At 64.0% G+C, this 22,863-nt stretch carries 17 protein-coding genes; 13 read left to right on the top strand and 4 right to left on the bottom strand.

Annotated elements, in window-relative coordinates; genetic code table 11:
- Window positions 1-35 precede the first annotated feature (35 nt).
- Genes chrA through mobA form a run of 3 tightly spaced genes read left to right on the top strand, consistent with a single transcriptional unit; the run spans window position 36 to window position 4,418 of the window.
- A complete protein-coding gene (gene chrA, locus E7V67_020750; protein WUR12109.1) occupies window positions 36-1,370 on the top strand; it encodes a chromate efflux transporter in 1,335 nt (444 codons plus the stop codon).
- A gap of 14 nt (window positions 1,371-1,384) precedes the next feature.
- Window positions 1,385-2,497: a GTP 3',8-cyclase MoaA gene (gene moaA / locus E7V67_020755; GenBank protein WUR12110.1), complete on the top strand. Its 1,113-nt coding sequence runs from the start codon at window positions 1,385-1,387 to the stop codon at window positions 2,495-2,497.
- A gap of 1 nt (window position 2,498) precedes the next feature.
- Window positions 2,499-4,418 carry a molybdenum cofactor guanylyltransferase MobA gene (gene mobA, locus E7V67_020760; GenBank protein WUR12111.1) on the top strand — a complete coding sequence of 640 codons (1,920 nt, stop codon included), beginning with the start codon at window positions 2,499-2,501 and terminating at the stop codon, window positions 4,416-4,418.
- 130 nt (window positions 4,419-4,548) lie between these two features.
- On the opposite strand, the gene rmuC is transcribed toward mobA, so the two are convergent.
- Entirely contained in the window at window positions 4,549-5,799 is a 1,251-nt protein-coding gene (gene rmuC / locus E7V67_020765; protein WUR12112.1) for a DNA recombination protein RmuC, read from the bottom strand.
- 105 nt (window positions 5,800-5,904) lie between these two features.
- Window positions 5,905-6,303 (bottom strand): group II truncated hemoglobin, encoded by a 399-nt coding sequence (locus E7V67_020770; protein WUR12113.1) that lies wholly within the window; start codon window positions 6,301-6,303, stop codon window positions 5,905-5,907.
- Window positions 6,304-6,412: 109 nt separating this feature from the next.
- On the opposite strand from E7V67_020770, the gene E7V67_020775 reads away from it, so the two are divergent.
- Both E7V67_020775 and E7V67_020780 read left to right on the top strand, forming a co-directional pair.
- Window positions 6,413-7,693: a HAMP domain-containing sensor histidine kinase gene (locus E7V67_020775; protein ID WUR12114.1), complete on the top strand. Its 1,281-nt coding sequence runs from the start codon at window positions 6,413-6,415 to the stop codon at window positions 7,691-7,693.
- The gene (locus tag E7V67_020780) at window positions 7,690-8,700 is read left to right on the top strand and encodes a response regulator (GenBank protein WUR12115.1); all 1,011 of its coding nucleotides are present in this window, start codon (window positions 7,690-7,692) and stop codon (window positions 8,698-8,700) included. The genes E7V67_020775 and E7V67_020780 overlap by 4 nt, the downstream gene beginning before the upstream one ends.
- 54 nt (window positions 8,701-8,754) lie before the next feature.
- Here E7V67_020780 and E7V67_020785 read toward each other — a convergent pair whose 3' ends face one another.
- Together E7V67_020785 and E7V67_020790 are read right to left on the bottom strand one after the other, a co-directional pair.
- Window positions 8,755-11,295, bottom strand: coding sequence for an FtsX-like permease family protein (locus tag E7V67_020785; protein WUR12116.1), 2,541 nt, complete (start codon window positions 11,293-11,295; stop codon window positions 8,755-8,757).
- Between the two features lie 3 nt (window positions 11,296-11,298).
- On the bottom strand, window positions 11,299-12,312 hold the full coding sequence (locus E7V67_020790; protein ID WUR12117.1) for an adenosine deaminase: 1,014 nt from the start codon (window positions 12,310-12,312) through the stop codon (window positions 11,299-11,301).
- A 645-nt stretch (window positions 12,313-12,957) separates the two neighbouring features.
- On the opposite strand from E7V67_020790, the gene E7V67_020795 reads away from it, so the two are divergent.
- The 8 genes from E7V67_020795 (at window position 12,958) to E7V67_020830 (ending at window position 22,617) form a co-directional block, all read left to right on the top strand.
- Window positions 12,958-14,880, top strand: coding sequence for a PrkA family serine protein kinase (locus E7V67_020795; GenBank protein WUR12118.1), 1,923 nt, complete (start codon window positions 12,958-12,960; stop codon window positions 14,878-14,880).
- Between the two features lie 98 nt (window positions 14,881-14,978).
- Window positions 14,979-16,247, top strand: a complete 1,269-nt coding sequence (locus E7V67_020800; protein ID WUR12119.1) for a YeaH/YhbH family protein — start codon at window positions 14,979-14,981, stop codon at window positions 16,245-16,247.
- A 5-nt stretch (window positions 16,248-16,252) separates the two neighbouring features.
- The gene (locus E7V67_020805) at window positions 16,253-17,785 is read left to right on the top strand and encodes a SpoVR family protein (GenBank protein ID WUR16323.1); all 1,533 of its coding nucleotides are present in this window, start codon (window positions 16,253-16,255) and stop codon (window positions 17,783-17,785) included.
- Between the two features lie 807 nt (window positions 17,786-18,592).
- Window positions 18,593-19,252 (top strand): energy transducer TonB, encoded by a 660-nt coding sequence (locus tag E7V67_020810; GenBank protein ID WUR12120.1) that lies wholly within the window; start codon window positions 18,593-18,595, stop codon window positions 19,250-19,252.
- Window positions 19,253-19,333: 81 nt separating this feature from the next.
- On the top strand, window positions 19,334-20,269 hold the full coding sequence (locus tag E7V67_020815; GenBank protein WUR12121.1) for a MotA/TolQ/ExbB proton channel family protein: 936 nt from the start codon (window positions 19,334-19,336) through the stop codon (window positions 20,267-20,269).
- 4 nt (window positions 20,270-20,273) lie between these two features.
- On the top strand, window positions 20,274-20,702 hold the full coding sequence (locus tag E7V67_020820; GenBank protein ID WUR12122.1) for a biopolymer transporter ExbD: 429 nt from the start codon (window positions 20,274-20,276) through the stop codon (window positions 20,700-20,702).
- Window positions 20,703-20,765: 63 nt separating this feature from the next.
- The gene (locus E7V67_020825) at window positions 20,766-21,200 is read left to right on the top strand and encodes a biopolymer transporter ExbD (protein WUR12123.1); all 435 of its coding nucleotides are present in this window, start codon (window positions 20,766-20,768) and stop codon (window positions 21,198-21,200) included.
- Window positions 21,201-21,396: 196 nt separating this feature from the next.
- A complete protein-coding gene (locus tag E7V67_020830) occupies window positions 21,397-22,617 on the top strand; it encodes a hypothetical protein (protein ID WUR12124.1) in 1,221 nt (406 codons plus the stop codon).
- The last annotated feature ends 246 nt before the right edge of the window (window positions 22,618-22,863 follow it).

A 22,863-nucleotide genomic window follows, 5' to 3' on the forward strand; every position in this document is an offset into this window, starting at 1 on the left:
GGGAAGCCTCGCGCTTCCCTTTTTTTCGCCAACCCATGACCGACCAACCGACCCTTCCCGCCCCCGTCTCGCTGGCCACCGCCTTCCGCTACTGGCTGAAGCTCGGCTTTATCAGCTTTGGCGGCCCCGCCGGCCAGATCGCCATGATGCATGCCGAGCTGGTCGAGCGCCGGCGCTGGATTTCCGAGCAACGCTTCCTGCACGCGCTGAACTACTGCATGCTGCTGCCGGGACCGGAGGCGACCCAGCTGGCGATCTATATCGGCTGGCTGCTGCACCGTACCTGGGGCGGCATCGTGGCCGGCGTGCTGTTCGTGCTGCCGTCGCTGCTGTTGTTGACGGGGCTGGGCTGGGTTTATATGGCGTACGGCCACCTGCCCGTGATTGCCGGCCTGCTGTATGGCCTGAAGCCGGCCGTGGTGGCGCTCGTGCTGGCGGCCGCCTGGCGCATCGGCCGGCGCACCTTGCGCAACGGCGTGTTGGTCGCCATTGCGGCGGCCGGCTTTGTCGCGTTGCTGCTGCGCTTGCCCTTTCCGCTGGTGGTGCTGGGGGCGGCCGCGATCGGCTGGCTGGGCGGGCGGCTGTGGCCCGCGAAATTTACGCTGGGCGCGCCACATTCGGCCGCCGCCTCGCACGGCTACGGTCCGGCGCTGATTGACGACGACATGCCGACGCCGGCCCACGCCCGCTTCGGCTGGGGCCGGCTCATCGCCACAGTTGCCGTTGGCATCGCCCTGGTCGCGCTGAGCTGGCTGCTGCTGGTGGCCGTCGGCGGCCGCCAGGGCCCGCTGGCGCAGATGGGCTGGTTCTTCACCAAGGCCGCCTTGCTGACGTTCGGCGGGGCCTATGCCGTGCTGCCCTACGTCTACCAGGGCGCCGTCTACCAATATTACTGGCTGACACCGGCGCAGATGATCGACGGCCTGGCGCTGGGCGAAACCACGCCCGGCCCCTTGATCATGATCGTCGCGTTCATCGGCTTCGTCGGTGGCTGGACGCACCAGCCGCTGGGCCCGCTCGGGCTGTCCGGCATCGCCGGCGCCTTTGTCGCCGCCTGGTTCACCTTCGTGCCGTCCTTCATTTTCATCCTGGCCGGCGGCCCGCTGGTGGAGGCCACACGCGACAATATCCGCATGACGGCCCCGCTGACGGCGATTTCCGCGGCCGTGGTCGGCGTCATCGCCAGCCTGGCCGTGTTTTTCGGGCTGCACGTGTTTGTCGTGGCCGGCGCCGTGCAATGGGGCGCCGTCGGCATCGCGGCTGTTGCCGCCGTGGCATTGCTGCGTTACCAGATGGGAACAGTCAAGCTGCTGTTCGCCTGTGCAATCGCGGGGCTCGTGCTATCTTACCCGGGTGGACCGTTCCATTAATTGTAGTAAGAGCAATGACTGAGAAGATTATCATCCTGGCGGACGGGCGCGCCCGGGCGCCAGCCATTCCCGCCGCGCTTGAGCCCGCCACGGGAGACCTGCGCGACCGCCTGGCCCGGCCGTTGCACGACCTGCGCATTTCCATCACGGACCGTTGCAACTTCCGCTGCGTGTACTGCATGCCGAAGGAAGTATTCGACAAGGATTACCAGTACCTGCCGCATGCGTCGTTGCTGACATTCGAGGAAATCACGCGGCTGGCGCGCCAGTTCGTGGCCCACGGCGTGGAAAAGATCCGCCTGACCGGCGGCGAACCGCTGCTGCGCAAGAATATCGAGAAGCTGATCGGCATGCTGGCCGGGCTGCGCACGGTGCACGGCAAACCGCTCGACCTGACCTTGACGACGAACGGCTCGCTGCTGGCGCGCAAGGCGCAGGCGCTGAAGGATGCCGGACTGAACCGGGTAACGGTATCGCTGGACGCCATGGACGACGCCGTATTCCGCGCCATGAACGACGTCGACTTCGCCGTCGCGGACGTGCTGCGCGGCATCGACGCCGCCCATGCGGCGGGCCTGGGGCCCATCAAGGTCAACATGGTGGTCAAGGCCGGCAGCAACGAGCAGGAAATCCTGCCGATGGCGCGCTACTTCAAGGGCAGCCCGCACATCCTGCGCTTCATCGAGTACATGGACGTGGGCGCGTCGAACGGCTGGAACATGCGTGACGTGATTCCGTCCGCCGAGATCGTGCGCCGCATTGGCGCCGAGATGCCGCTCGTGCCCGTCGACCCGAACTACACGGGCGAGACGGCCGCGCGCTGGCGCTATGCCGACGGCGGCGGCGAGATCGGCGTGATCTCCTCCGTCACGCAGGCCTTCTGCAAGGATTGCACGCGGGCACGGCTGTCAACCGAGGGCAAGCTGTATACTTGCCTGTTCGCCACGCGCGGCCACGACCTGCGCGCGCTGCTGCGCGAGGGCCGCAGCGACGCCGAGCTGTCGGCCGCCATCGGCGCCGTGTGGCAGGGCCGCACCGACCGCTATTCCGAACTGAGAACGACCAACACCGAAGGCCTGTCGCGCACGGGCGAGCGCAAGGTCGAGATGTCCTATATTGGGGGATGATTTGACGAGCAGCACCAACAGTACCGTCGCCTACGACGATGTCACGGGCCTGATCCTGGCCGGCGGCCGCGGCACCCGCATGGGGCGCGTGGACAAGGGCCTGCAGCCGTTCCGCGGCGCCACCCTGGCGGGCCATGTGCTGCGCCGGCTGGCGCCGCAGGTGCGCACGGTCGCCATCAATGCCAACCGCAACCAGGAAGCATACGCGGCGCTGGGCGCGCCCGTGCTGCCGGACGAGCTGACCGGCTTCGAAGGTCCGCTGGCCGGCCTGCAGACGGGCCTGCGCCATTGCGCCACCGACCTGCTCGTCACCGCGCCGTGCGACTCGCCGTTCCTGCCGTCCGACCTGGTGCAGCGCCTGCGCGACGCGCTGGTGACGCAGGAAGCCGACCTGGCGCTGGCCGTGACGATGGAAGCGGACGAGGCCGGCGCCGCCCACAAGCAGCCGCACCCCGTGTTCAGCCTGGTGCGCAAGAGCGCGCTGCCGCGGCTGGACGCCTATCTGGCCGAGGGCGGCCGCCGCATGGACGGCTGGCACAAGTCGATCAAGGTGGCCGAGGTGCTGTTCAACGACGCCAGCGCATTCCGCAACATCAATACGCTGGCCGAGCTGCAACAGGAAGAACAGGCGCGCGACGCGGCGCCGACCTTGCAGGACGTGGTCGGCTGCCTGTCCGGCTACGATCCGCACGCGGTGCCCGTCAGCCAGGCCCAGCACATCATCCGCGAGTTCATCCAGCCGGTAAAAGCCGTCGAGAAGGTGGCGCTGCGCGCGTCCCTCGGCCGGGTGCTGGCGGCGGACATCGTCTCGCCGATCAGCGTGCCGGCACACGACAATTCCGCCATGGACGGCTTCGCCTTCGCGGGCGACCAGCTCGATGGCGAACACCCGACCACCTTGCAGGTGATCGGCGCCGTGTATGCCGGACGGCCATCGGACCTGCGGCCGCAGGCCGGCGAATGCGTGCGCATCATGACGGGCGGTGTCATGCCGCCCGGCTGCGACACCGTGCTGCCGCAGGAACTGGCCGCCGGCATCACGGACGACCGCGTGACGATCGCGCCGCGCACCGTGAAAACGGGCGACAACCGCCGCTTCAAGGGCGAGGACCTGATGGCGGGCAGCCCGGCGCTGAAGGCGGGCAAGATCGTGCGTCCGGCCGACCTGGGCCTGATCGCGTCGCTGGGGATCGCCGAGGTGCCCGTGCGCCGGAAACTGCGCGTGGCCTTCTTCTCGACCGGCGACGAGCTGCGCTCGATCGGCGAACCGCTCGAGCCCGGCTGCGTGTACGACAGCAACCGCTACACCCTGCACGGCATGCTGACGCGCCTGGGTGTCGAGCTGGTCGACATGGGCATCGTCAAGGACGACCCGGCGTCGCTGGAAGCTGCCCTGCGCGACGCCTGCGAGAGCGCGGACGCCGTCATCACGTCCGGCGGCGTCTCGGTGGGCGCGGCCGACTACACCAAGCAGATCATGGCCACGCTGGGCGACGTGACGTTCTGGACGATCGGCATGCGCCCGGGCCGCCCGATGGCCTTCGGCAAGATCGGTTCGAACGGCCACAGCGCGTTCCTGTTCGGTCTGCCAGGCAACCCGGTCGCCGTGATGGTCACGTTCTACTTCTTTGCCCGCCACGCGCTGCTGCGCATGATGGGCGCCACCGCCAACGACGACCTGCTGGTGCAGGCCCGTTCGTTCGGCCCGATCCGCAAGAAGCCGGGCCGCACCGAATACCAGCGCGGCATCCTGAGCGTCACTGCGGACGGCGCGCGCGAAGTGCGCATCACCGGCTCGCAAGGCTCGGGCATCCTGCGCTCGATGGCGGAAGCGAACTGCATGGTGGTGCTGCCGGACCACCAGGGCAATGTGGCGGCGGGCGACCTGGTCGACGTGCTGCTGTTCGAAGGGCTGATCTAGCCACGGCCCAGCCCGTGTCCCACCACGGTGTCAGTCACCAAATTAAGACACGGGCTCGGCCATATAAGACGTGGCATACGGATGGGCCCGTGTCCCACCGCGGGGTCAGTCACCAAAGTGGGACACGAACTCAGCTGTCCCCTTCCGGCAGTTCCAGCTCGCGGCCCAGCAGCATCTGCGCCGCCTCGGCCGGCAGCGCCTCCACCGATTTGAGCTTGCGCGCCATCTGGCGGCTGCGCACCTCGGCCGACTCGATGTTCTTGGCCGCGCGCTCCAGCGTGGTCTTGGTTGCGGCCAGCACGTCGCCGAACTTGCCGAATTCCGTCTTCACCGCGCCCAGTACCTGCCACACCTCCGACGAGCGTTTCTCCAGCGCCAGCGTGCGGAAGCCCATCTGCAGGCTGTTCAGCAGCGCCGTCAGCGTGGACGGCCCGGCGATGCTGATGCGGTTGACGCGCTGCAGCTCGTCGGCCAGCCCGGGGCGGCGCATCACTTCCGCGTACAAGCCTTCGGTCGGCAGGAACAGGATCGCGAAATCCGTCGTCTGCGGCGGGCAGACGTATTTTTCCGCGATGGTCTTCGCTTCGTTGCGCACCGCCCGTTCCAGCTCGCGGCCGGCCGCCGCCACGCCGTCCGCGTCGGCGCGCTCGGCCGCTTCCAGCAGGCGCTCGTACTGCTCTTTCGGGAACTTGGCGTCGATCGGCATCCACACGGGCGCGCCGCCCTCCTTCATGCCGGGCAGCTTCAAGGCGAACTCGACGCGGGCATTGGTGCCGGCCACCGTCTCGACGTTCTTGGCGTACTGGTCAGGCGTCAGCACCTGCTCCAGCAGCATTTCCAGCTGCACCTCGCCCCAGGTGCCGCGCGTCTTGACGTTGGTGAGCACGCGCTTCAGGTCGCCCACGCCCAGCGCCAGCTGCTGCATCTCGCCCAGGCCCTGGTGCACCCGCTCCAGGCGGTCGGAGACCTGCTTGAACGATTCCGTCAGGCGCGATTCCAGCGTGGCATGCAGTTTCTCGTCGACGGTCTGGCGCATTTCCTCCAGGCGCGCGCCGTTATCGGTCTGCAGGTCGCGGATGCGGGTTTCGAGAGTCATGCGCACTTCGGCCAGGCGGCGCGCATTCGATTCCGTCAGCACTTCGATCTGGCGGCGCATGCCGTCCAGTTGCTGCACGGTGGCCGCATGGCTTTGGGCCAGCGTGTGCGTCATTTCCTGACGCTGCGCCTGGGCGGTGGCCTGCAGCTGCAGCCGCACCTCGCGCTCGACGCGGTCGAGCCGCTCGCCGATGTCGCCGCCGGCGCGCGGGCGCAGCAGCTGTGCCACTTGCAGCAGCAGGATCAGCAGGGTCAGGCCCAGCAGCAAATAGAGTTCCATCGTCATTTCCACAGTCATAAGTACTGTGGAAATATACAGCATCCACGAAAATGGGGACAGACCCCATTTTTCCGGCAATTTTTTCTCAAAGCAGGGGTCTGTCCCGGGTATTCAACCCGGCGTGTTGCGCATCCAGTCGGCCGTCTGGTAGAACGACTGCATCAGGCGCAGCCGCAGGTCCTCGGCGATGCCGACGTCTTCCATGGCCCAGGCCATCGCCCGCAGCCACTGGTCGCGCTCGCTCGTGCCGACAGCGAACGGCAGGTGCCGCGCACGCAGGCGCGGGTGGCCGAATTGTTCCTGATACAGGTCGGGCCCACCCATCCAGCCGGACAGGAACCAGAACAGCTTGTCGCGCGACCCATCCGTCGCCGGCGGATGCATGGCGCGGATGCCGGCGAATTCCGGCTCCAGCTCCATCAGATCGTAAAAGCGGTCCACCATTTCGCGCAGCTTGGTCGCGCCGCCGATGATGTCGTAAAGCGTGCGTGTTTCGTTCATGAACGCCATGATACCTTACTGCACAGTGCGATTGATGTAGATCAAGCGGATTTCCGATACCGCTCAAGACAGACGAGTTTGGGTGGAAGATGAACGCTTGTCAGGAGTTAATACCGCCATGCGCGACGATCGCCTCGAACGCAAAGCCGGCACGTTTTTCGCCGCCCAGTTGCGCCGCCACCGCAACGGCGAGCGCTCTGCCGTGCAGGCGCTCGTGCTGGGTTGGGCTGCCCTGCTGGTCCATTCCCTCCAGTTCGCACTGAACACGTGGGTCTTCCCGCAGCCGTTCGAAAGCCCCGCGCTGCGCGCGCTGGGCGCGGCCGTCGGTGCCGCCGGCATCGCGGCCGAACGGATGGGGCCGCGCTATTGCGAACTGTACGTGCCGATCGCCGTCGCCTTCCAGCTGCCGTTCTTCAGCACCTATATGTTCCTGATGAACGACGCGGCGGCGGCATGGGCCCAGTGGCTGACGGTCGCGACAGTGGCCCTGTTTCATTTTCCCACCCAGCTGGCCCTGCGCGCCTACGCCATCGGCACGCTGCTGGCATGCGCCTGCGTCGTGCTGCACGGCCGCGGCAATACGATTCTGACCGCGGCTGCGCTGCAGCAACTGCCCGTGCACGCGTTCGTGATCGGCCTGTTGTACGCCGCCCGCGTCGGGCGTTCCGCGCTGGAACAGGAAAAGCTGGCCGGCATGGGCGAAGGGCTGGGCGCGGTGGCGCACGAGATGCGCACGCCGCTGGCCAGCATGGACGCCAACGTGCGCGGCCTGACACGCATGCTGCAGGCGGACACGGCGGGCAGTGGCGCCCAGGACGACGTGCGCCAGGCCATGACGCGCATCCAGTACGAGGTGCGCCACATGAACCACCTGATCGACCTGTTCCTGCTGAGCGCGAACGCGGTGCGGCGCCGGCTCGACCCGTCCGAATCCGTCTCGATGGCCGACGCCGTGCAATCGGTGCTGCGGCGCTATCCCTTCACCAGCCCGGCACAACGCAGCACGGTGGCGGTGGACGTGCGGGCCAATTTCAGTTTTGCTGGGCAATACGAATTGACGGTTGTTATTCTGCTCAACCTGCTGCGCAACGCCTTGAAGGCGATCCACCGGGCGGGCAAGGGCCGCGTGCGCATCGTCGTGGACGGCAATCGCAAGCCGCCCCGGCTGTTGTTTATCGATACCGCGTGCGGCATTGCCGCACGTCGACAGCCGTTTATTTTTCATCGCTTCTACGCGTATCCGGCGCACAACGGGACCGGCGTCGGGCTGGCCTTGTGCCGCCAGATCATGCATGCTTGGAATGCCCGCATCCGCTGCGTGTCACGCGAAAGCGCTTATGCCATCTTCGTGCTCGAATTCCCCGTCCAGCGCGCCAATGTGCCATCAGGTGAACCATGAGACTTCCGATTTTCGCCCACCCCACCACCACCGTCCTGGTCGATGACAGCGACTCGTTTCTGAAGAGCCTGTCATTCCAGCTCGATCCCTTATTGCCCAGCAAGACGTTTCACGACACCACGATGGCACTGGACTGGTTCACTGCGAGCACACGGCGCGCCGACCTGCCGCTGCACGTCAATTTCGACATCCTGAACCAGACGGCCGACCAGCCCAATGTGGCGGTGGACGTGCGCCGCATCCACGATTTATGCGCCAGCCATCACCGTTTCACGATCCCGTCCGTGCTGGTGGTCGATTATTCGATGCCGCAGATGAACGGCGTGGAGTTCTGCCGCCAGATCGAGTACCTGCCGTGCAAGAAGATCCTGTTCACGGGCGCGGCCGACGAGAAAATCGCCGTCAACGCCTTCAACGAAGGGCTGATCGACCGTTTCATCCGCAAGAGCGACGACGACGCGCTGGACCGGCTCGAGCAGGAGATCCTGGCCATGCAGCGGGCCTTCTTCGTGGACCAGGCGGAAACGCTGCGCGACCTGCTGTCGCTGCACGACTACTCTTTCCTGCGCTGCAATACGATGGCGGGCCTGGTGCGTGAGCTGTACACCAAGCACGGCTTCGTCGAGCATTACCTGCACTCGAGCCCGACCGGCATCCTGTTCCTGGACCAGCATGGCCGCGCCACGTTGATGGTGATCGAAACGGAGCAAGGCATGCATGCACAATACGAGGTAGCGCGCGACAACGACGCACCGCAATCGCTGCTGACGGCACTGCAGGAACGCCGCGTGCTGCCGTTCTTCCCGCCCGAAGCGGGCGCCGGCATGTATTCGACGGCCGCCGGCGAGCAGTGGCATCGTTACTGCTGCGCGCCGCAAGTGCTGCAAGGGCGCGAACGCTACTACTGGGCCCTGTTCGAGTTCCCGGGCCACTACCTGGACAGCCCGGTCTACCCGTTCAGCGAGTTTCTCAACTCACGGCACCCGCCGTGCGACCTGGCAGCATGAACAAAGTTGCCGGAAAAATGGGGTCTGTCCCCATTTTTCCGGCAATTGTTTCGGTCAGGCTTCGCGCAACGTCTGCAGCGGCGGCTGGTTCAGGACGTTGCGCAGGCCCAGCCAGCCGCCCGCGATCGCGCACAGCGCCCCCGCCGCCAGGCCGGCGGCCCACACGGCCGGGTTGAACGTCCAGTCGAACTTGAACACGTATTTCGCCAGCCCCCAGCCCATGGCGGCAGCGCCGCTGGCGGCCAGCAGGCCCGACAGGGAACCCACCAGCAGGAACTCGATCAGCTGCGCCTGCGACAGCTGGCGCCGCGTCGCGCCCAGCGCGCGCAGCAAGCCCGCCTCGCGGGTGCGCTCGTCCTGCGAGCCCATCAGCGCCGCGTACAGCACCAGCAGGCCGGAAGCCAGGGTGAACGCGAACAGGAACTCGACGGCGCGGATGACCTGTTCCAGCACGGCCGTGATCTGGCGCAGCACGCCACCCACGTCCACCACGGTCAGGTTGGGAAAGTCGCGCGACAGCGCGCTCGCCAACCGCGCCGCCTGCTTCGGCAGGTGGAACGCGGTGATCCAGGTCCGCGGCGCGTCCGCCATCGCGGCCGGGTTGACGATGACGAAGAAGTTGACCCGCATCGAGCTCCACTTCAGCTTGCGCAGGCTGGTGATCTTCGCCTCGACGGGCGAGCCGGCCACGTCGAAGCGCATCGTGTCGCCCAGCTTCAGGTTCAAGGTCTCCGCCATGCCCGCCTCGACCGACGCCTCGGCCACGCCGGGGCCGTCGGCAAACCACTTGCCCTGGACGATGTCGTTCTGCGCCGGCACCGCCGTCATGGTGGACAGGTTGAACTCGCGCTCGGCAATACCACGTGCGCGCTCATCCGTGTAGGTGTCGCCAGTGACCGGTTTGCCGTTCACGGCCGTCAGCCGTCCCCGGATCATTGGGTACAAAGGCGCCGGCAGCGCGCCACCCTGGCGCAGCTTGGTAGCGATCTCGTCCTTCTGGTCGGGCTGGATATTGATGACGAAATGGTTCGGCGCATCGGGCGGTGTGGCATTGCGCCACGCGCCCATCAGGTCGCCGCGCACGACGGTCAACAGCAGCAGCGCCATCAGCCCCAGCGCCAGCGACACCACCTGCACGACGGTGGCGCCCGGCCGGCGCCGCAGGGACGTGACGGCAAATCGCCAGGCCTGGTGATTCACGCTGCCGCGCACGTGCCGCAGCGCCACGAGGCCCAGCCAGCCGGCCAGTGCGAACAGCCCGAACGCGGCCAGGAAACCCAGCGCCGTCAGCAGGGCCAGCTTGACGTCGCCGGCCTGCCACAGCAGCAACACGACAAAGGTGCCCAGGCCGAGGCCGTAGGTTGCCAGGGCCATCGGTTGCGGCGCCGCCTGCTCGCGGCGGATCACGCGGTTGTGCGGTACATTGCGCAGTTGCAGGATCGGCGGCAGCGCGAACCCGGCCAGCAGCAGCATGCCGACGGCCAGCCCCTGCAAGGCGGGGGCGAACGTGGCCGGCGGCAGGTCGGCCGATACCAGCCGTCCCAGCATTTCCAGCAACACGTAATGGCCGGCAAAGCCCACCAGTACACCGACCAGGCTGCCGGCCAGCCCCACCAGCAGGAATTCGAGCAGATACATGACTGTCACCTCGCGCTGGGTCAGGCCCAGGCAGCGCAGCATCGCGCAGGCGTCCAGGTGGCGCTGCATGAAGCGGCGCGCGGCCATCGCCACAGCCACGGCCGCCAGCAACGCCGACAGCAGGCCCACCAGCGAGAGGAACTGGTCGGCCCGCTCCAGCGTCTCGCGCATTTCCGGACGCCCATCCTGCAAGGTATCGATACGCACGCCGCGCACATTGCCCGCCTTGACCTGCGCCCGCAACCAGTCGGCATAGGCCGCTACCGCCTGCGCGCCCTCGGCGCCCTGGGCACCGTTCGCCGCCAGCAGCAGCCGGTACGTGATGCGCGCGCCGGGCTGTTCCAGGCCAGTCGAGGCCAGCTCGTCCAGCCGCATCATCGCGCGCGGTGCGAACGTGGCGAAGCCGCTGCCACGGTCCGGCTCGGAAGCGATCAACTGGGCGATACGGAAGGTGCGGTCGCCCAGCCGCAGCGAGGCGCCGACTTGCGTCTGCAGCTTCTCCAGCACGGCCGCGTCCAGCCATACCGTGCCGGGTGCGGGGATGTCGGCAGCGGGCATGCCGACGCTGTCGAGCGCCTGGTCGACGCTCGTCGTCACCTTCACACGGCCGCGCAGCGGGTAGCCCGCCCCGACGGCCTTCAGCGACACCAGGGTCGACTGCACGGCCTCGCCCTCGCCCGCCTGCGCCATGCTCTGGAACACGGTGGTGCCGGTCTGCACCAGGCCGCGCCTGGTCGCCTCGTCGCGCCACGCCCGCGGCGTGGGCTGGTCGGTGGCGACGACCAGGTCGGCACCCAGCAGCTGATAGGCGTCGCGGTTCAGGCCGGCACGCAGGCGGTCGATGAAGAAGCCGGCGGCCGACAGCGCCGCGACGGCCACGACCAGCGCGACCAGCAGGAAGCGCAACTGGCCGGCGCGCCAGTCGCGCGCCGTCATGTTCAGGGCAAGGCGCAGCATTGCTTAGACGACGTTGAACGCCGCGAAGTAGGCGTCCACCTCATCGAGGAATTGCTGCTTTTTCGCCGGTTCCAGGAACGACGCCGCAAAGCTGTTCTTCGCCAGCTCGTGCGCATGCTGCAGTCCCAGCGGGAGCGACTCGAACGCGGCGACGAAGTTGTCGTTCAGGTAGCCGCCGAAATAAGCCGGGTCGTCGGAGTTGACGGTGGCGACCAGGCCGGCGTCCAGCAGTTGCAGCAGATTGTGTTCCTTCATCGTGTCGAACACGCGCAGCTTGATGTTCGACAGCGGGCACACGGTGAGCGCCATCTTCTCGGCGGCGATGCGGCGGGTCAGCGCCGCGTCCTCCAGGCAGCGTACCCCGTGGTCGATGCGCTCCACATGCAGCACGTCCAGCGCCGTCTCGATATAGGCCGGTGGGCCTTCCTCGCCGGCGTGCGCCACCAGGTGCAGGCCCAGCTCGCGGCAGCGCGCGAACACGCGCGCGAATTTCTCGGGCGGGTGGCCGACCTCGGAAGAGTCCAGGCCTACGCCGATGAACTTGTCGCGGTACGGCAGCGCCGCTTCCAGCGTGGCCAGCGCGTCCTCTTCCGACAGGTGGCGCAGGAAGCACAGGATCAAGGTCGCGCTGATCGGGCCTTCCTGGCAGGCGCGGTGGATGCCGTCGATGACGTCGCCGATCGGCACGCCGCGCGCCGTGTGCGTCTGCGGGTCGAAGAAGATCTCGGCATGGCGCACGTGGTCGGCCTTGGCCTTGGCCAGGTAGGCCGCCGTCATGTCGTAGAAATCCTGTTCCTTCAGCAGCACGCTGGCGCCGGCGTAATAGATGTCGAGGAAGGACTGCAGGTCCTTGAAGTCGTAGGCGGCGCGCAGCGCGTCCACCGACGGATAGGCGAGCTGGACGCCGTTGCGTTCGGCCAGCGCGAAAATCAGTTCCGGCTCGAGCGAACCCTCGATATGGATATGCAGTTCCGCCTTTGGCATGTTGCGCACGATGTGCAGCAGTTGGGTGTTCATGGAGTTTCCTTTTTCTGAGCGAAGGTGCGGACAAAATCGCAACGCTTTCCCGGCATCTTAGCGCAAGACGGCCGCCTTGAGCCGGCCATGCCACGGCGCACGGTTTGTGCGGTGTTCAGCACGGCTTTAGCAACCATGCTACTGTGGCGGCAAGCGTGAAGAAATTGGCAACAGTACTGTGAGCGGTGTGGGTGGGCAGGCTTTTTCTTTCGTAATCAATCGCTTGGGACGGGTTTTGACGATGCCGGATAATGTTTTGACTTCCTGCACCATTGGAGCAATAATTAATTTCACAAGCGTAAGATGCGTTTATACGTACACACACGCACGCCGCGCCATCTCCCACGGCACGGCCAATAAAAAATCCGGCCGGTACGCGCAAGCCGTACCCGAACCAAGCCGCGACAAGAACAAACAACAAAAGGAGTTTGCACCCAGGATCAGGCCAGCAGCCAGCCGCGACGACTGCCGACCACAGTAGGGCTCTTCGAGACATGGCGCCAGGCGGGACCGGTTCCGGCTCCGGCCAACAGCGCAGTCATGTGGCTTACCGGCCGCATGACGGGCACCGCAGGCCGGCAGCCGCCGCCCCGGCAGTTTGATCGAAGGCCCGTGACGAGTAGGTTTACATCAGAGGACATGCACATGACCATCTTTGACAACTACGCAGCACGGTACGAGCGCACCCGGGAAGAGGAAATGTCCCTTTCCGAATATCTTCAGCTTTGCAAGAAAGATCGGCTGACCTACGCGACGGCGGCGGAACGCATGCTGGCCGCGATCGGCGAACCCACCCTCGTCGACACGCGCAACGACACCCGGCTGTCCCGCATCTTCGCCAACAAGGTCATCAAGATCTATCCCGCGTTCCGCGAGTTCTACGGCATGGAGGAAGTGATCGAGCAGGTCGTTTCCTACTTCCGCCATGCGGCGCAGGGGCTGGAGGAGCGCAAGCAGATCCTGTACCTGCTGGGTCCCGTCGGCGGCGGCAAATCGTCGATCGCCGAGAAGCTCAAGTCGCTGATGGAACAGGTGCCGTTCTATTGCATCAAGGGCTCGCCCGTCAACGAGTCGCCGCTGGGCCTGTTCAACGAGGCCGAAGACGGCGTCATCCTCGAAGAGGACTACGGCATCCCGCGCCGCTACCTGCGCAACATCCCCAGCCCGTGGGCGGTCAAGCGCCTGCACGAGTTCAATGGCGACATCAACCAGTTCCGCGTGGTCAAGCGCTACCCGTCGATCCTGAAGCAGGTCGCCATCTCGAAAACGGAGCCGGGCGACGAGAACAACCAGGACATCTCCTCCCTGGTCGGCAAGGTCGACATCCGCAAGCTCGAGGACTATGCCCAGGACGATCCGGATGCCTACAGCTACTCCGGCGGCCTGTGCCTGGCCAACCAGGGCCTGATGGAATTCGTCGAGATGTTCAAGGCCCCGATCAAGGTGCTGCACCCGCTGCTGACGGCCACGCAGGAAGGCAACTACAAGGGCACCGAGGGCTTCGGCGCGATCCCGTTCGACGGCATCGTGCTGGCGCACTCGAACGAGTCGGAGTGGAAGAGCTTCCGCAACAACCGCAACAACGAGGCGTTCCTGGATCGTATCTACATCGTCAAGGTACCGTACTGCCTGCGCGTGTCCGACGAGGTCAAGATCTACGAGAAGCTGCTGCGCAACTCCTCGCTGGCCGAGGCCCCATGCGCGCCGGGCACGCTGCGCATGATGTCGCAGTTTGCCGTGCTGTCGCGGCTGAAGGAGCCGGAAAACTCGTCGATCTTCTCGAAGATGCTGGTGTACGACGGTGAAAACCTGAAGGACACCGATCCGAAGGCCAAGTCGATCCACGAATACGTCGACTACGCCGGCGTGGACGAAGGCATGAATGGCCTGTCGACCCGCTTCGCGTTCAAGATCCTGTCGAAAGTGTTCAACTTCGACTCGACGGAAGTGGCGGCCAATCCGGTGCACCTGCTGTACGTGCTGGAACAGCAGGTCGAGCGCGAGCAGTTCCCGCCGGAGACGGAACAGAAGTACTTCTCCTATATCAAGGAGCACCTGGCGCAGCGCTATGTCGACTTCATCGGCAAGGAAATCCAGACCGCCTACCTGGAGAGCTACTCGGAATACGGCCAGAACATCTTCGACCGTTACGTGACGTTCGCCGACTTCTGGATCCAGGACCAGGAATACCGCGATCCGGACACCGGCGAAAGCTTCGACCGCGAATCGCTGAACGCCGAACTGGAGAAGATCGAGAAGCCGGCCGGCATCAGCAATCCGAAGGACTTCCGCAACGAGATCGTCAACTTCGGCCTGCGCGCCCGCGCCAACAACGGCGGCAAGAATCCGGCCTGGACCAGCTACGAGAAGTTCCGTACCGTGATCGAGAAGAAGATGTTCTCCAACACGGAGGAGCTGCTGCCGGTGATCTCGTTCAACGCCAAGGCCAGCGCGGAGGACGCGAACAAGCACGCCGACTTCGTCGCGCGCATGGTGGAAAAAGGCTACACCGCGAAGCAGGTGCGCCTGCTGTGCGAGTGGTATCTGCGTGTGCGGAAGTCGTCGTAACGCCGGCGGTGCGATAATAAGTTCAGGCCAGCGCCGCGCGCGACAATGGCGCCGCGCTGGCCGCGCCACCGGATTCTCAGCTGTGCAGGAGGTTTCATTTGACTTACCTCATCGACCGTCGTTTGCAAGGCAAGAACAAATCCGCGGTCAATCGCGAGCGTTTCTTGCGGCGCTACAAGAGCCAGATCAAGGACGCCGTCGGGCGCGCCATCAAGGGTCGTTCGATTACCGACATCGAAAATGGCGAGAAAGTCTCCATTCCCGTCAAAGACGTGAACGAGCCCAGCTTTGGCCACGCCCATGGCGGCGTCTGGGAAGTGGTCAATCCCGGCAACCAGGAATACCAGAAGGGTGACCAGATCGCCCGGCCCAAGGGCGGTGGCGGCGCCGGCCGCGGCAAGGCCGGCAACAGCGACCAGACCACGGAAGACGACTTCATCTTCGAGCTGTCGCGCGAAGAATTCATGAACTACTTCTTCGAGGACCTGGAGCTGCCCAACCTCGTCAAGACCCAGCTGACGGCCACCACCGATTTCAAGACCCAGCGCGCCGGCTATACCGTGTCCGGCACGCCTTCCAACATCCACGTGCTGCGCTCGCTGCGCGGCGCACTGGGCCGGCGCATCGCCGTCGGCGGGCCGTCGCGCCGGCAACTGGCCGAGGCCGAACAGGAACTGGAAACATTGCTGCTGGACGGTGCGCCGCTGGACGCGCCCCGCGTCGTCGAGCTGAAGAAGCTGATCCACCACTTGCATACGCGCCTCTTGGCGATCCCGTTCATCGACCCGTTCGACCTGCGCTACAGCAACCGCATCAAGGTACCGAAGCCGATGACGCAGGCCGTGATGTTCTGCATCATGGACGTGTCCGGCTCGATGGACGAGCAGCGCAAGGACACCGCCAAGCGCTTCTTCATCCTGCTGTACCTGTTCCTCAAGCGCGTGTACGACAAGATCGAGGTCGTCTTCATCCGCCACCACACGGCGGCGGCCGAGGTGGACGAGCACGAGTTCTTCCATTCGCGCGAGTCGGGCGGCACCGTGGTGTCGTCGGCGCTGAACCTGCTCAACAAGATCATCGACGAGCGCTACGGCGCCGGCTCGTGGAACAGCTACGTGGCGCAGGCCTCGGACGGCGACAACTGGGACAACGACTCGGTGCTGTGCCGCCAGTTGCTCGTCAATACGATCATGCCGAAGGTGCAGTACTACACGTATGTGGAGATCACGGACGGGCCGCCGCAGAACCTGTGGGAGCAGTACGCCCAGGTGCCCGACCACCACCCGCACTTCGCGATGCAGAAAATTGTCACGCCGGCCGATATCTACCCGGTGTTCCGTGAACTGTTCAAGAAGCAGCCAAAATGAACCAGATGATGAAACGACCGCCCCACCCGCGCGCCTTGCCGGAGCAGTCGGAATGGACGTTCGAGCTGATCGAACAGGCGCACGAGGAGATCAAGCGGGTGGCGCAGGGCTTCGGCCTGGACACCTACCCCAACCAGCTGGAGATCATCACGGCCGAGCAGATGATGGACGCTTACACGTCCGTCGGCATGCCCGTCTCGTACAATCACTGGTCGTTCGGCAAGCACTTCCTGGCCACCGAGAAAGGCTACAAGCGCGGCCAGATGGGCCTGGCGTACGAGATCGTCATCAACTCCAATCCCTGCATCGCCTACCTGATGGAGGAAAACAGCCTGACGATGCAGGCGCTCGTCATCGCCCACGCGGCGTATGGCCACAATTCCTTCTTCAAGGGCAACTACCTGTTCCGCACCTGGACGGATGCCGAGGCGATCGTCGACTATATGGTGTTCGCCAAGAACTACATCGCCGAGTGCGAGCAGCGCCATGGCATCGACGCCGTGGAGCTGCTGCTGGACTCCTGCCACGCGATCCAGAACTATGGCGTCGACCGCTACAAGCGGCCGGCCAAGCTCTCGCTGGCGCAGGAGCAGCAGCGGCAGAAGGAACGCGAGGCCTACCTGCAGTCGCAGGTGAACGAGCTGTGGCGCACCCTGCCGCGCCGCGAGGAAGAGGAAGCGGTGGCGCAGGCGCCGACCCGCTTCCCGCCGGAACCGGAAGAGAACCTGCTGTATTTCATCGAGAAGTACGCGCCGCTGCTGGAACCGTGGCAGCGCGAGCTGGTGCGTATCGTGCGCAAGATTTCGCAGTACTTCTACCCGCAGCGCCAGACCCAGGTGATGAACGAGGGCTGGGCCACTTTCTGGCACTACACGATCCTGAACCAGCTGTACGACGAGGGCGTCGTCGGCGACGGCTTCATGATGGAGTTCCTGAAGAGCCATACCAACGTCGTCTACCAGCCGCCGGTGCACAGCCAGTATTACAACGGCATCAACCCGTATGCGCTGGGCTTCGCGATGATGACGGACATCCGCCGCATCTGCGAAAACCCGACGGCGGAAGACCGCGAATGGTTCCCGGACATCGCCGGCAGCGACTGGAAGAAGACACTGGACTTCGCCATGCGCAACTTCAAGGACGAGAGCTTCATCGCCCAGTACCTGTCGCCCAAGCTGATCCGCGAGTTTCACTTCTTCGCCGTGCTGGACGATGACAAGAACGAGAAGCTCAACGTTTCGGCCATCCACGACGAGATGGGCTACCGCTACGTGCGCCAGCAGCTGGCCGACCAGTACAACCTGGGCAACCGCGAGCCGAACATCCAGGTCTGGTCCGTCAACACCCGCGACGACCGTGCGCTGACCTTGCGCCACACGCAGTTCAACCGGCGCCCGCTGAACCAGCAGGCGCACGAGGTACTGAAGCACGTGGCGCGGCTGTGGGGCTTCGACGTCCACCTCGACACCGTCTCGCCCGAGGGCAAGCTGATCAGCACACTGGAGTGCAAGCGCGAGAAGCGCGGGCGCATCATCTGACGTCGGCATCACCGGGAATAGTCACCTGTTTCCCTGGATCGCAAAGGCCGGGGCCGCCGCCAGCATTCAACCCGACAGTAAAATGCCTGGGTCGGACCCGACGGGTCCGACCCAGGACTCGTGCTGGGGTTCGCACTCGAACCTGCACGGGGCCGATCCAGTCTCAAATCTTGGACATCGCCCACTCAGCCGTCTCGGATTCATTACTTTTTCATCCAGGGGACTTTGCGCCGCTGCACCATTGTGGCGCAGCGCCTGCCAGATATAAGTGCGCCTCGTGCCACTATGACAAGCATTGACCTGCCGAGCCAGGCGGCCTGACCAAAAATGCAAGATTGCCCCGCCCGGTCAGGCCACTACCTATGCCAAAAGATGTAGTAGATTTTCAAAGTTGATCAAAAACCATCTGCGGAACGCGCATGTGCACGCTTTTTGCATATACTTATTCGGCCTTCAAAGCTGCTGAGCCGCTTACTGGAGGGAAACACAGTTGACCGAATTTTACGTTATTGAATTGCAATGGTAGGCTCAGAATATTCTGTTTTTTGGCCCATCCGAAAACTATTCGGTGCCCGTCGCCGATCGCTTCGGGAACCGTGCCGGACGGGCCTGGAAGCTGCGCCAGAACGGTGCGCCGAAGCTTCGCGGAAGTGCGCTAAAGGCATGAAATTTAACCGGATTTTGGAGATCAAAATTCTATGTAAAATGAAGAATTCGTATGTATAATTCGCCGACGTCCCGGATGCGGCTGTAGCTTTGTGTCGCCATTTTGGGGGTTCAAGTAGAGTAGGATTGGAGAAAGCAGGCATGAATTTTAGTGATAACGGGAAGGTCAAGAAGAACTATACCGGCATCGTCATAGTGGTAGCCCTGCACATTGTGGCTGCGTACGGGATCGTGTCAGGCTTGGGCAAACGGATGATCAATAAAATGGTCGAGCCGGTTGAAACCAAGATCATCGAGGAGGTCGCTCCTCCTCCACCGAAAGAGTTGCCGCCGCCACCTCCACCGCCAGAAATGAAGGCTCCACCGCCACCATTCATTCCTCCGGTCGAAGTGAACGTACAGCAACCGCCGCCACCGCAGAACGTGATCGCCAACGCGACCAACGTGAAGCCGGCAACGAACCAGTTGACCCCGCCAGCACCGCCAGCACCACCGGCGCCGCCGGCACCTCCGGCACAGGCAGTACGCACGCCGGCAGTGGTCGACTTCAGCACTTGCGCGAAACCGGAATGGCCGAAGTCTTCCCTGCGTAACGAAGAAACGGGTACGGTAACGCTGAAGTTCCTGATTGGCGTCGATGGCCGCGTCGCCGGCTCCGAGGTCGTGAAGTCCAGTGGCTTCCGTGACCTGGACAAGGCCGCGGTAGCAGGTATCAGTAAATGCAAATTCAAGCCCGCCACCGTTGACGGCAAGCCGCAAGAGGGCTGGCAGAGTATGCAGTACGTCTGGACGCTGGAATAAACCAACCGAGACAGTGTCTCAACTAGCAATTTCGTTGGCGTTACGTTCAGCGAACTGATCTTTTATCATTTTGGAGGAAGCATGTTTAAGAATACCCGTTTGTCCGCTGTACTGGCCGCTGTGCTGTTCTCGGTGACCGCAGCAACCGCCCTGGTGAGCGCACCGGCCCTGGCCGACGCGCCAGCCCCGGCAGCCGCTGACGCACCTGCGGCAGCTCCGGCAGCGGATGCGGCAGCAGCACCGGCAGCACCTGCAACGGACGCGGCCGCTCCGGCAGCCGACGCGGCAGCCGGTCACGGCGACGCCGCCGGCAAGGAAGAAGTCGAGAACCCATTCGGCATCAAGGCCGTGTGGCACTCCGGCTGGGTCGCAAAAGGCACGATCGTCATCATGTCGATCATGTCGATCGGTTCCTGGTACATCATTATCGCCAAGCTGCTGGACCAGATGAAGATCATGCGTCAAGCCAAGGACGTCCACGCCAAGTTCTGGAAAGCATCGTCGGTTGCCGCTGGCACCTCGACGCTGGCTGAAGGCTCGCCATTCCGCTTCATCGCCGAAACCGGCCTGAAGGCCTCCGCCCACCACGACGGCGCCCTGCTGGAGCAGATCGACCTGTCGACCTGGGTGACGATGTCGATCCAGCGCGCCGTGGACAAAGTCCAGTCGCGTCTGCAAGACGGCCTGTCGTTCCTGGCAACCGTTGGTTCGACCGCACCGTTCATCGGTCTGTTCGGTACCGTGTGGGGTATTTACGGCGCGCTGACCAACATCGGTATGACCGGTAACGCATCGATCGACAAGGTTGCAGGTCCAGTCGGTGAAGCACTGATCATGACGGCATTCGGTCTGGCAGTCGCAGTTCCTGCCGTTCTGGGCTACAACTGGCTGGTGCGTCGCAACAAGTCGGCCATGGAAGAAATCCGCTCGTTCTCCGCCGACGTGCACTCCGTGCTGATCTCCGGCGCGATGTCCACCGCTGACTCCGCTGCTCGCGCAGCCAAAAAAGTAGGCTAATACCATGTCGATGTCCGTAGGCTCCGATAACGGAGGCGAAGACCAGGTAATGTCAGAGATCAACACGACGCCCCTCGTGGACATCATGTTGGTTCTGCTGATCATCTTCCTGATCACCAGCCCGGTGGTCCTCAAGCTGCAGAAGATTTCGCTGCCGGAAGAGGTCAACCAGGCGATCCAGACGAAGCCGGAAAATGTCAACATCGTTGTCAACAAGGATGGCGACATCTACTGGAATCAGAAGAAAATGCGGGACACGAATGAGTTGTTCGATTTTCTGAAGGTCGAGGCTGTGAAGATGCCGCAACCGGAAGTGCACGTACGTGGCGACAAGGAAGCCAAGTACGAGTCCATCGGCCGCGTGATCTTCACGACTCAGCGCGCTGGCATCCAGAAGGTCGGTTTCATCACCGAACCGCCTGACAAGATGTAAGGCTCCTGCCCGGCCGCCTGCTCCAATCGGCTGGCCGGGCAGTCTTTCAAAAGGAACACACCCATGAGTATGAATGTCGGTTCGGGCAGCGCCGCTCCCAATGCGGATCCGGAACCAATGATGGAAATGAACATGACACCGCTCATCGACGTGATGCTGGTGCTGATCATTATGTTGATTATCACGATTCCAAAGGCGAACCACTCGGTGAACCTGAACATGCCGGTGGGTACCCCACCGCCGCCGACGAAAGAACCGGTGGTCGTTCAGATCGACGTGGACTTCGACGGCACGATCCTGTGGGATGGCGCCGTGGTTCCGGATCGTGCTCAACTGGAACAAAAGCTGATGAACGTGGCGGCACAGGCTGATCAGCCGGAAGTGCACCTGCGTCCCAACAAGCTGGTCAACTACGAGTCCGTGGCAGGCGTGATGGCCGCGGCCCAGCGCCTGGGTGTCACCAAGATCGGTCTGGTCGGCAACGAACAGTTCCAGTAATGGGATCAAGGAAGTTCGCTGTCCGCACCGAAGTGACCGCCTGAACCGCACGCTGTATGCCGTATCCGCAGCGTGCAACCCAGCCTGGCACGGATCGTGCGTCACCCCGCGGAGCTTCCTGGAGTGCGTCTCTTTATTTTCCCCGATAGGCAGGTTATCCTGCCTATTCGTTTTTTTGATGAAAGAAATCTCGCCTATGTCCAAGTTCCGTCTCGCTCATCTCGGCCTTGCAATGGCCGCCCTCGGTTTCTCCGCAGCAGCGCCTATGGTTGGCCTGGTGCCCGCGGCCTACGCCGCCGACACCGTGCGCGCCGAAGTGGGCAAACCGCTGCAGGAAGCGCAGCGCCTCGTCAGCTCCGGCAAGAACCGCGAAGCGCTGGCCAAACTGAAGGAAGCCGACGCTGTCGGCGGCAAGAGCGACTTCGAGAAATACCAGATCGAGCGCGTGCGCGCCGCCGCCGCTGCCGGTGCTGGTGACAACGATACCGCCATCCGCGCCTTCGAGACGCTGATCAACTCCGGCCGCCTGTCCGCCGCCGAGAAGCCGAAGTTCACGGAAGGCCTGGCCGGCATGTACTACCGCGCCAAGGATTACCCGAAGGCGATCACCTGGATCCAGAAGTCGCTGCAGGACAACCCGAACAATGCCACGATGAAGCAACTGCTGACGCAGACCTACTTCATCAGCGGCCGCTATGCCGAAGCGGCGAAGGAGCTGTCGCAAGGCCGCCAGAGCGAGGAAAACCTGCAGATGCTGGCCAATATCCAGCTGAAGCAGAACGACAAGGCAGGCTATGTGCAGACCCTGGAAAAGCTGGCTGGCCAGTATCCGAAGGCATCGTACTGGGCCGACCTGCTGAACCGCGTGCAGGGCAAGCCGGGCTTCTCGTCGACCCTGAACCTGGACGTGATGCGCCTGAAGCTGGCCCTGGGCCAACTGTCCAAGCCATCCGAGTTCATGGAAATGGCCCAGCTGGCACTGCAGGCCGGCAACGCGCCTGAAGCCATCAAGATCATCGACACCGGCTACAAGAAAGGCGCCCTGGGCACCGGCACCGACGCCGCCCGCCACCAGCGCCTGAAGGATCTGGCCAACAAGACCCTGGCCGACCAGACGGCGAATCAGGCGACCCAGGAAGCCAACCTGATCAAGGAAAAGGATTCCGACGGCCTGTTCAACATGGGCTACGCGCTGACTTCCGGCGGCAAGGCCGACAAGGGCATTCCGCTGATGGAACAGGCGATGAAGCTGGGTACGGCCCGTCGTCCGGAAGAGCAGAAGCTGCACTACGGTATCGGCCTTTACAATGCGGGCAAGAAGGCTCCTGCGCTGGCTGCCCTGAAGAACGTCAAGGGTACGGCTGGCGAGGCCGAACTGGCCCGTTACTGGACGCTGTACATCAACAACCCGATGTAAAAACGGCTCTCGTCATCGCGAAAGCGCTGCCTGCCTTGCAGGTGGCGCTTTTTTTTTGGAATCAGAAACCAACCGCGCGCCACAGGCTATTTTCCACCCAAATGCCAAAAGCTGGGGTCAGACCCGGCGGGTCTAACCCCGGTCGTTGATCTTGGATGAGAGACAGGCATGCGCCGCCGGCTGGTGCGCTGCGGCATTTCCATATGTGAAATGGTCAAACGTTCCGTATAATCGCTGGTTCAGGCA

It is taken from the genome of [Empedobacter] haloabium, assembly GCA_008011715.2.
GTDB classification, from domain to species: Bacteria; Pseudomonadota; Gammaproteobacteria; order Burkholderiales; family Burkholderiaceae_D; genus Rugamonas; species Rugamonas haloabia.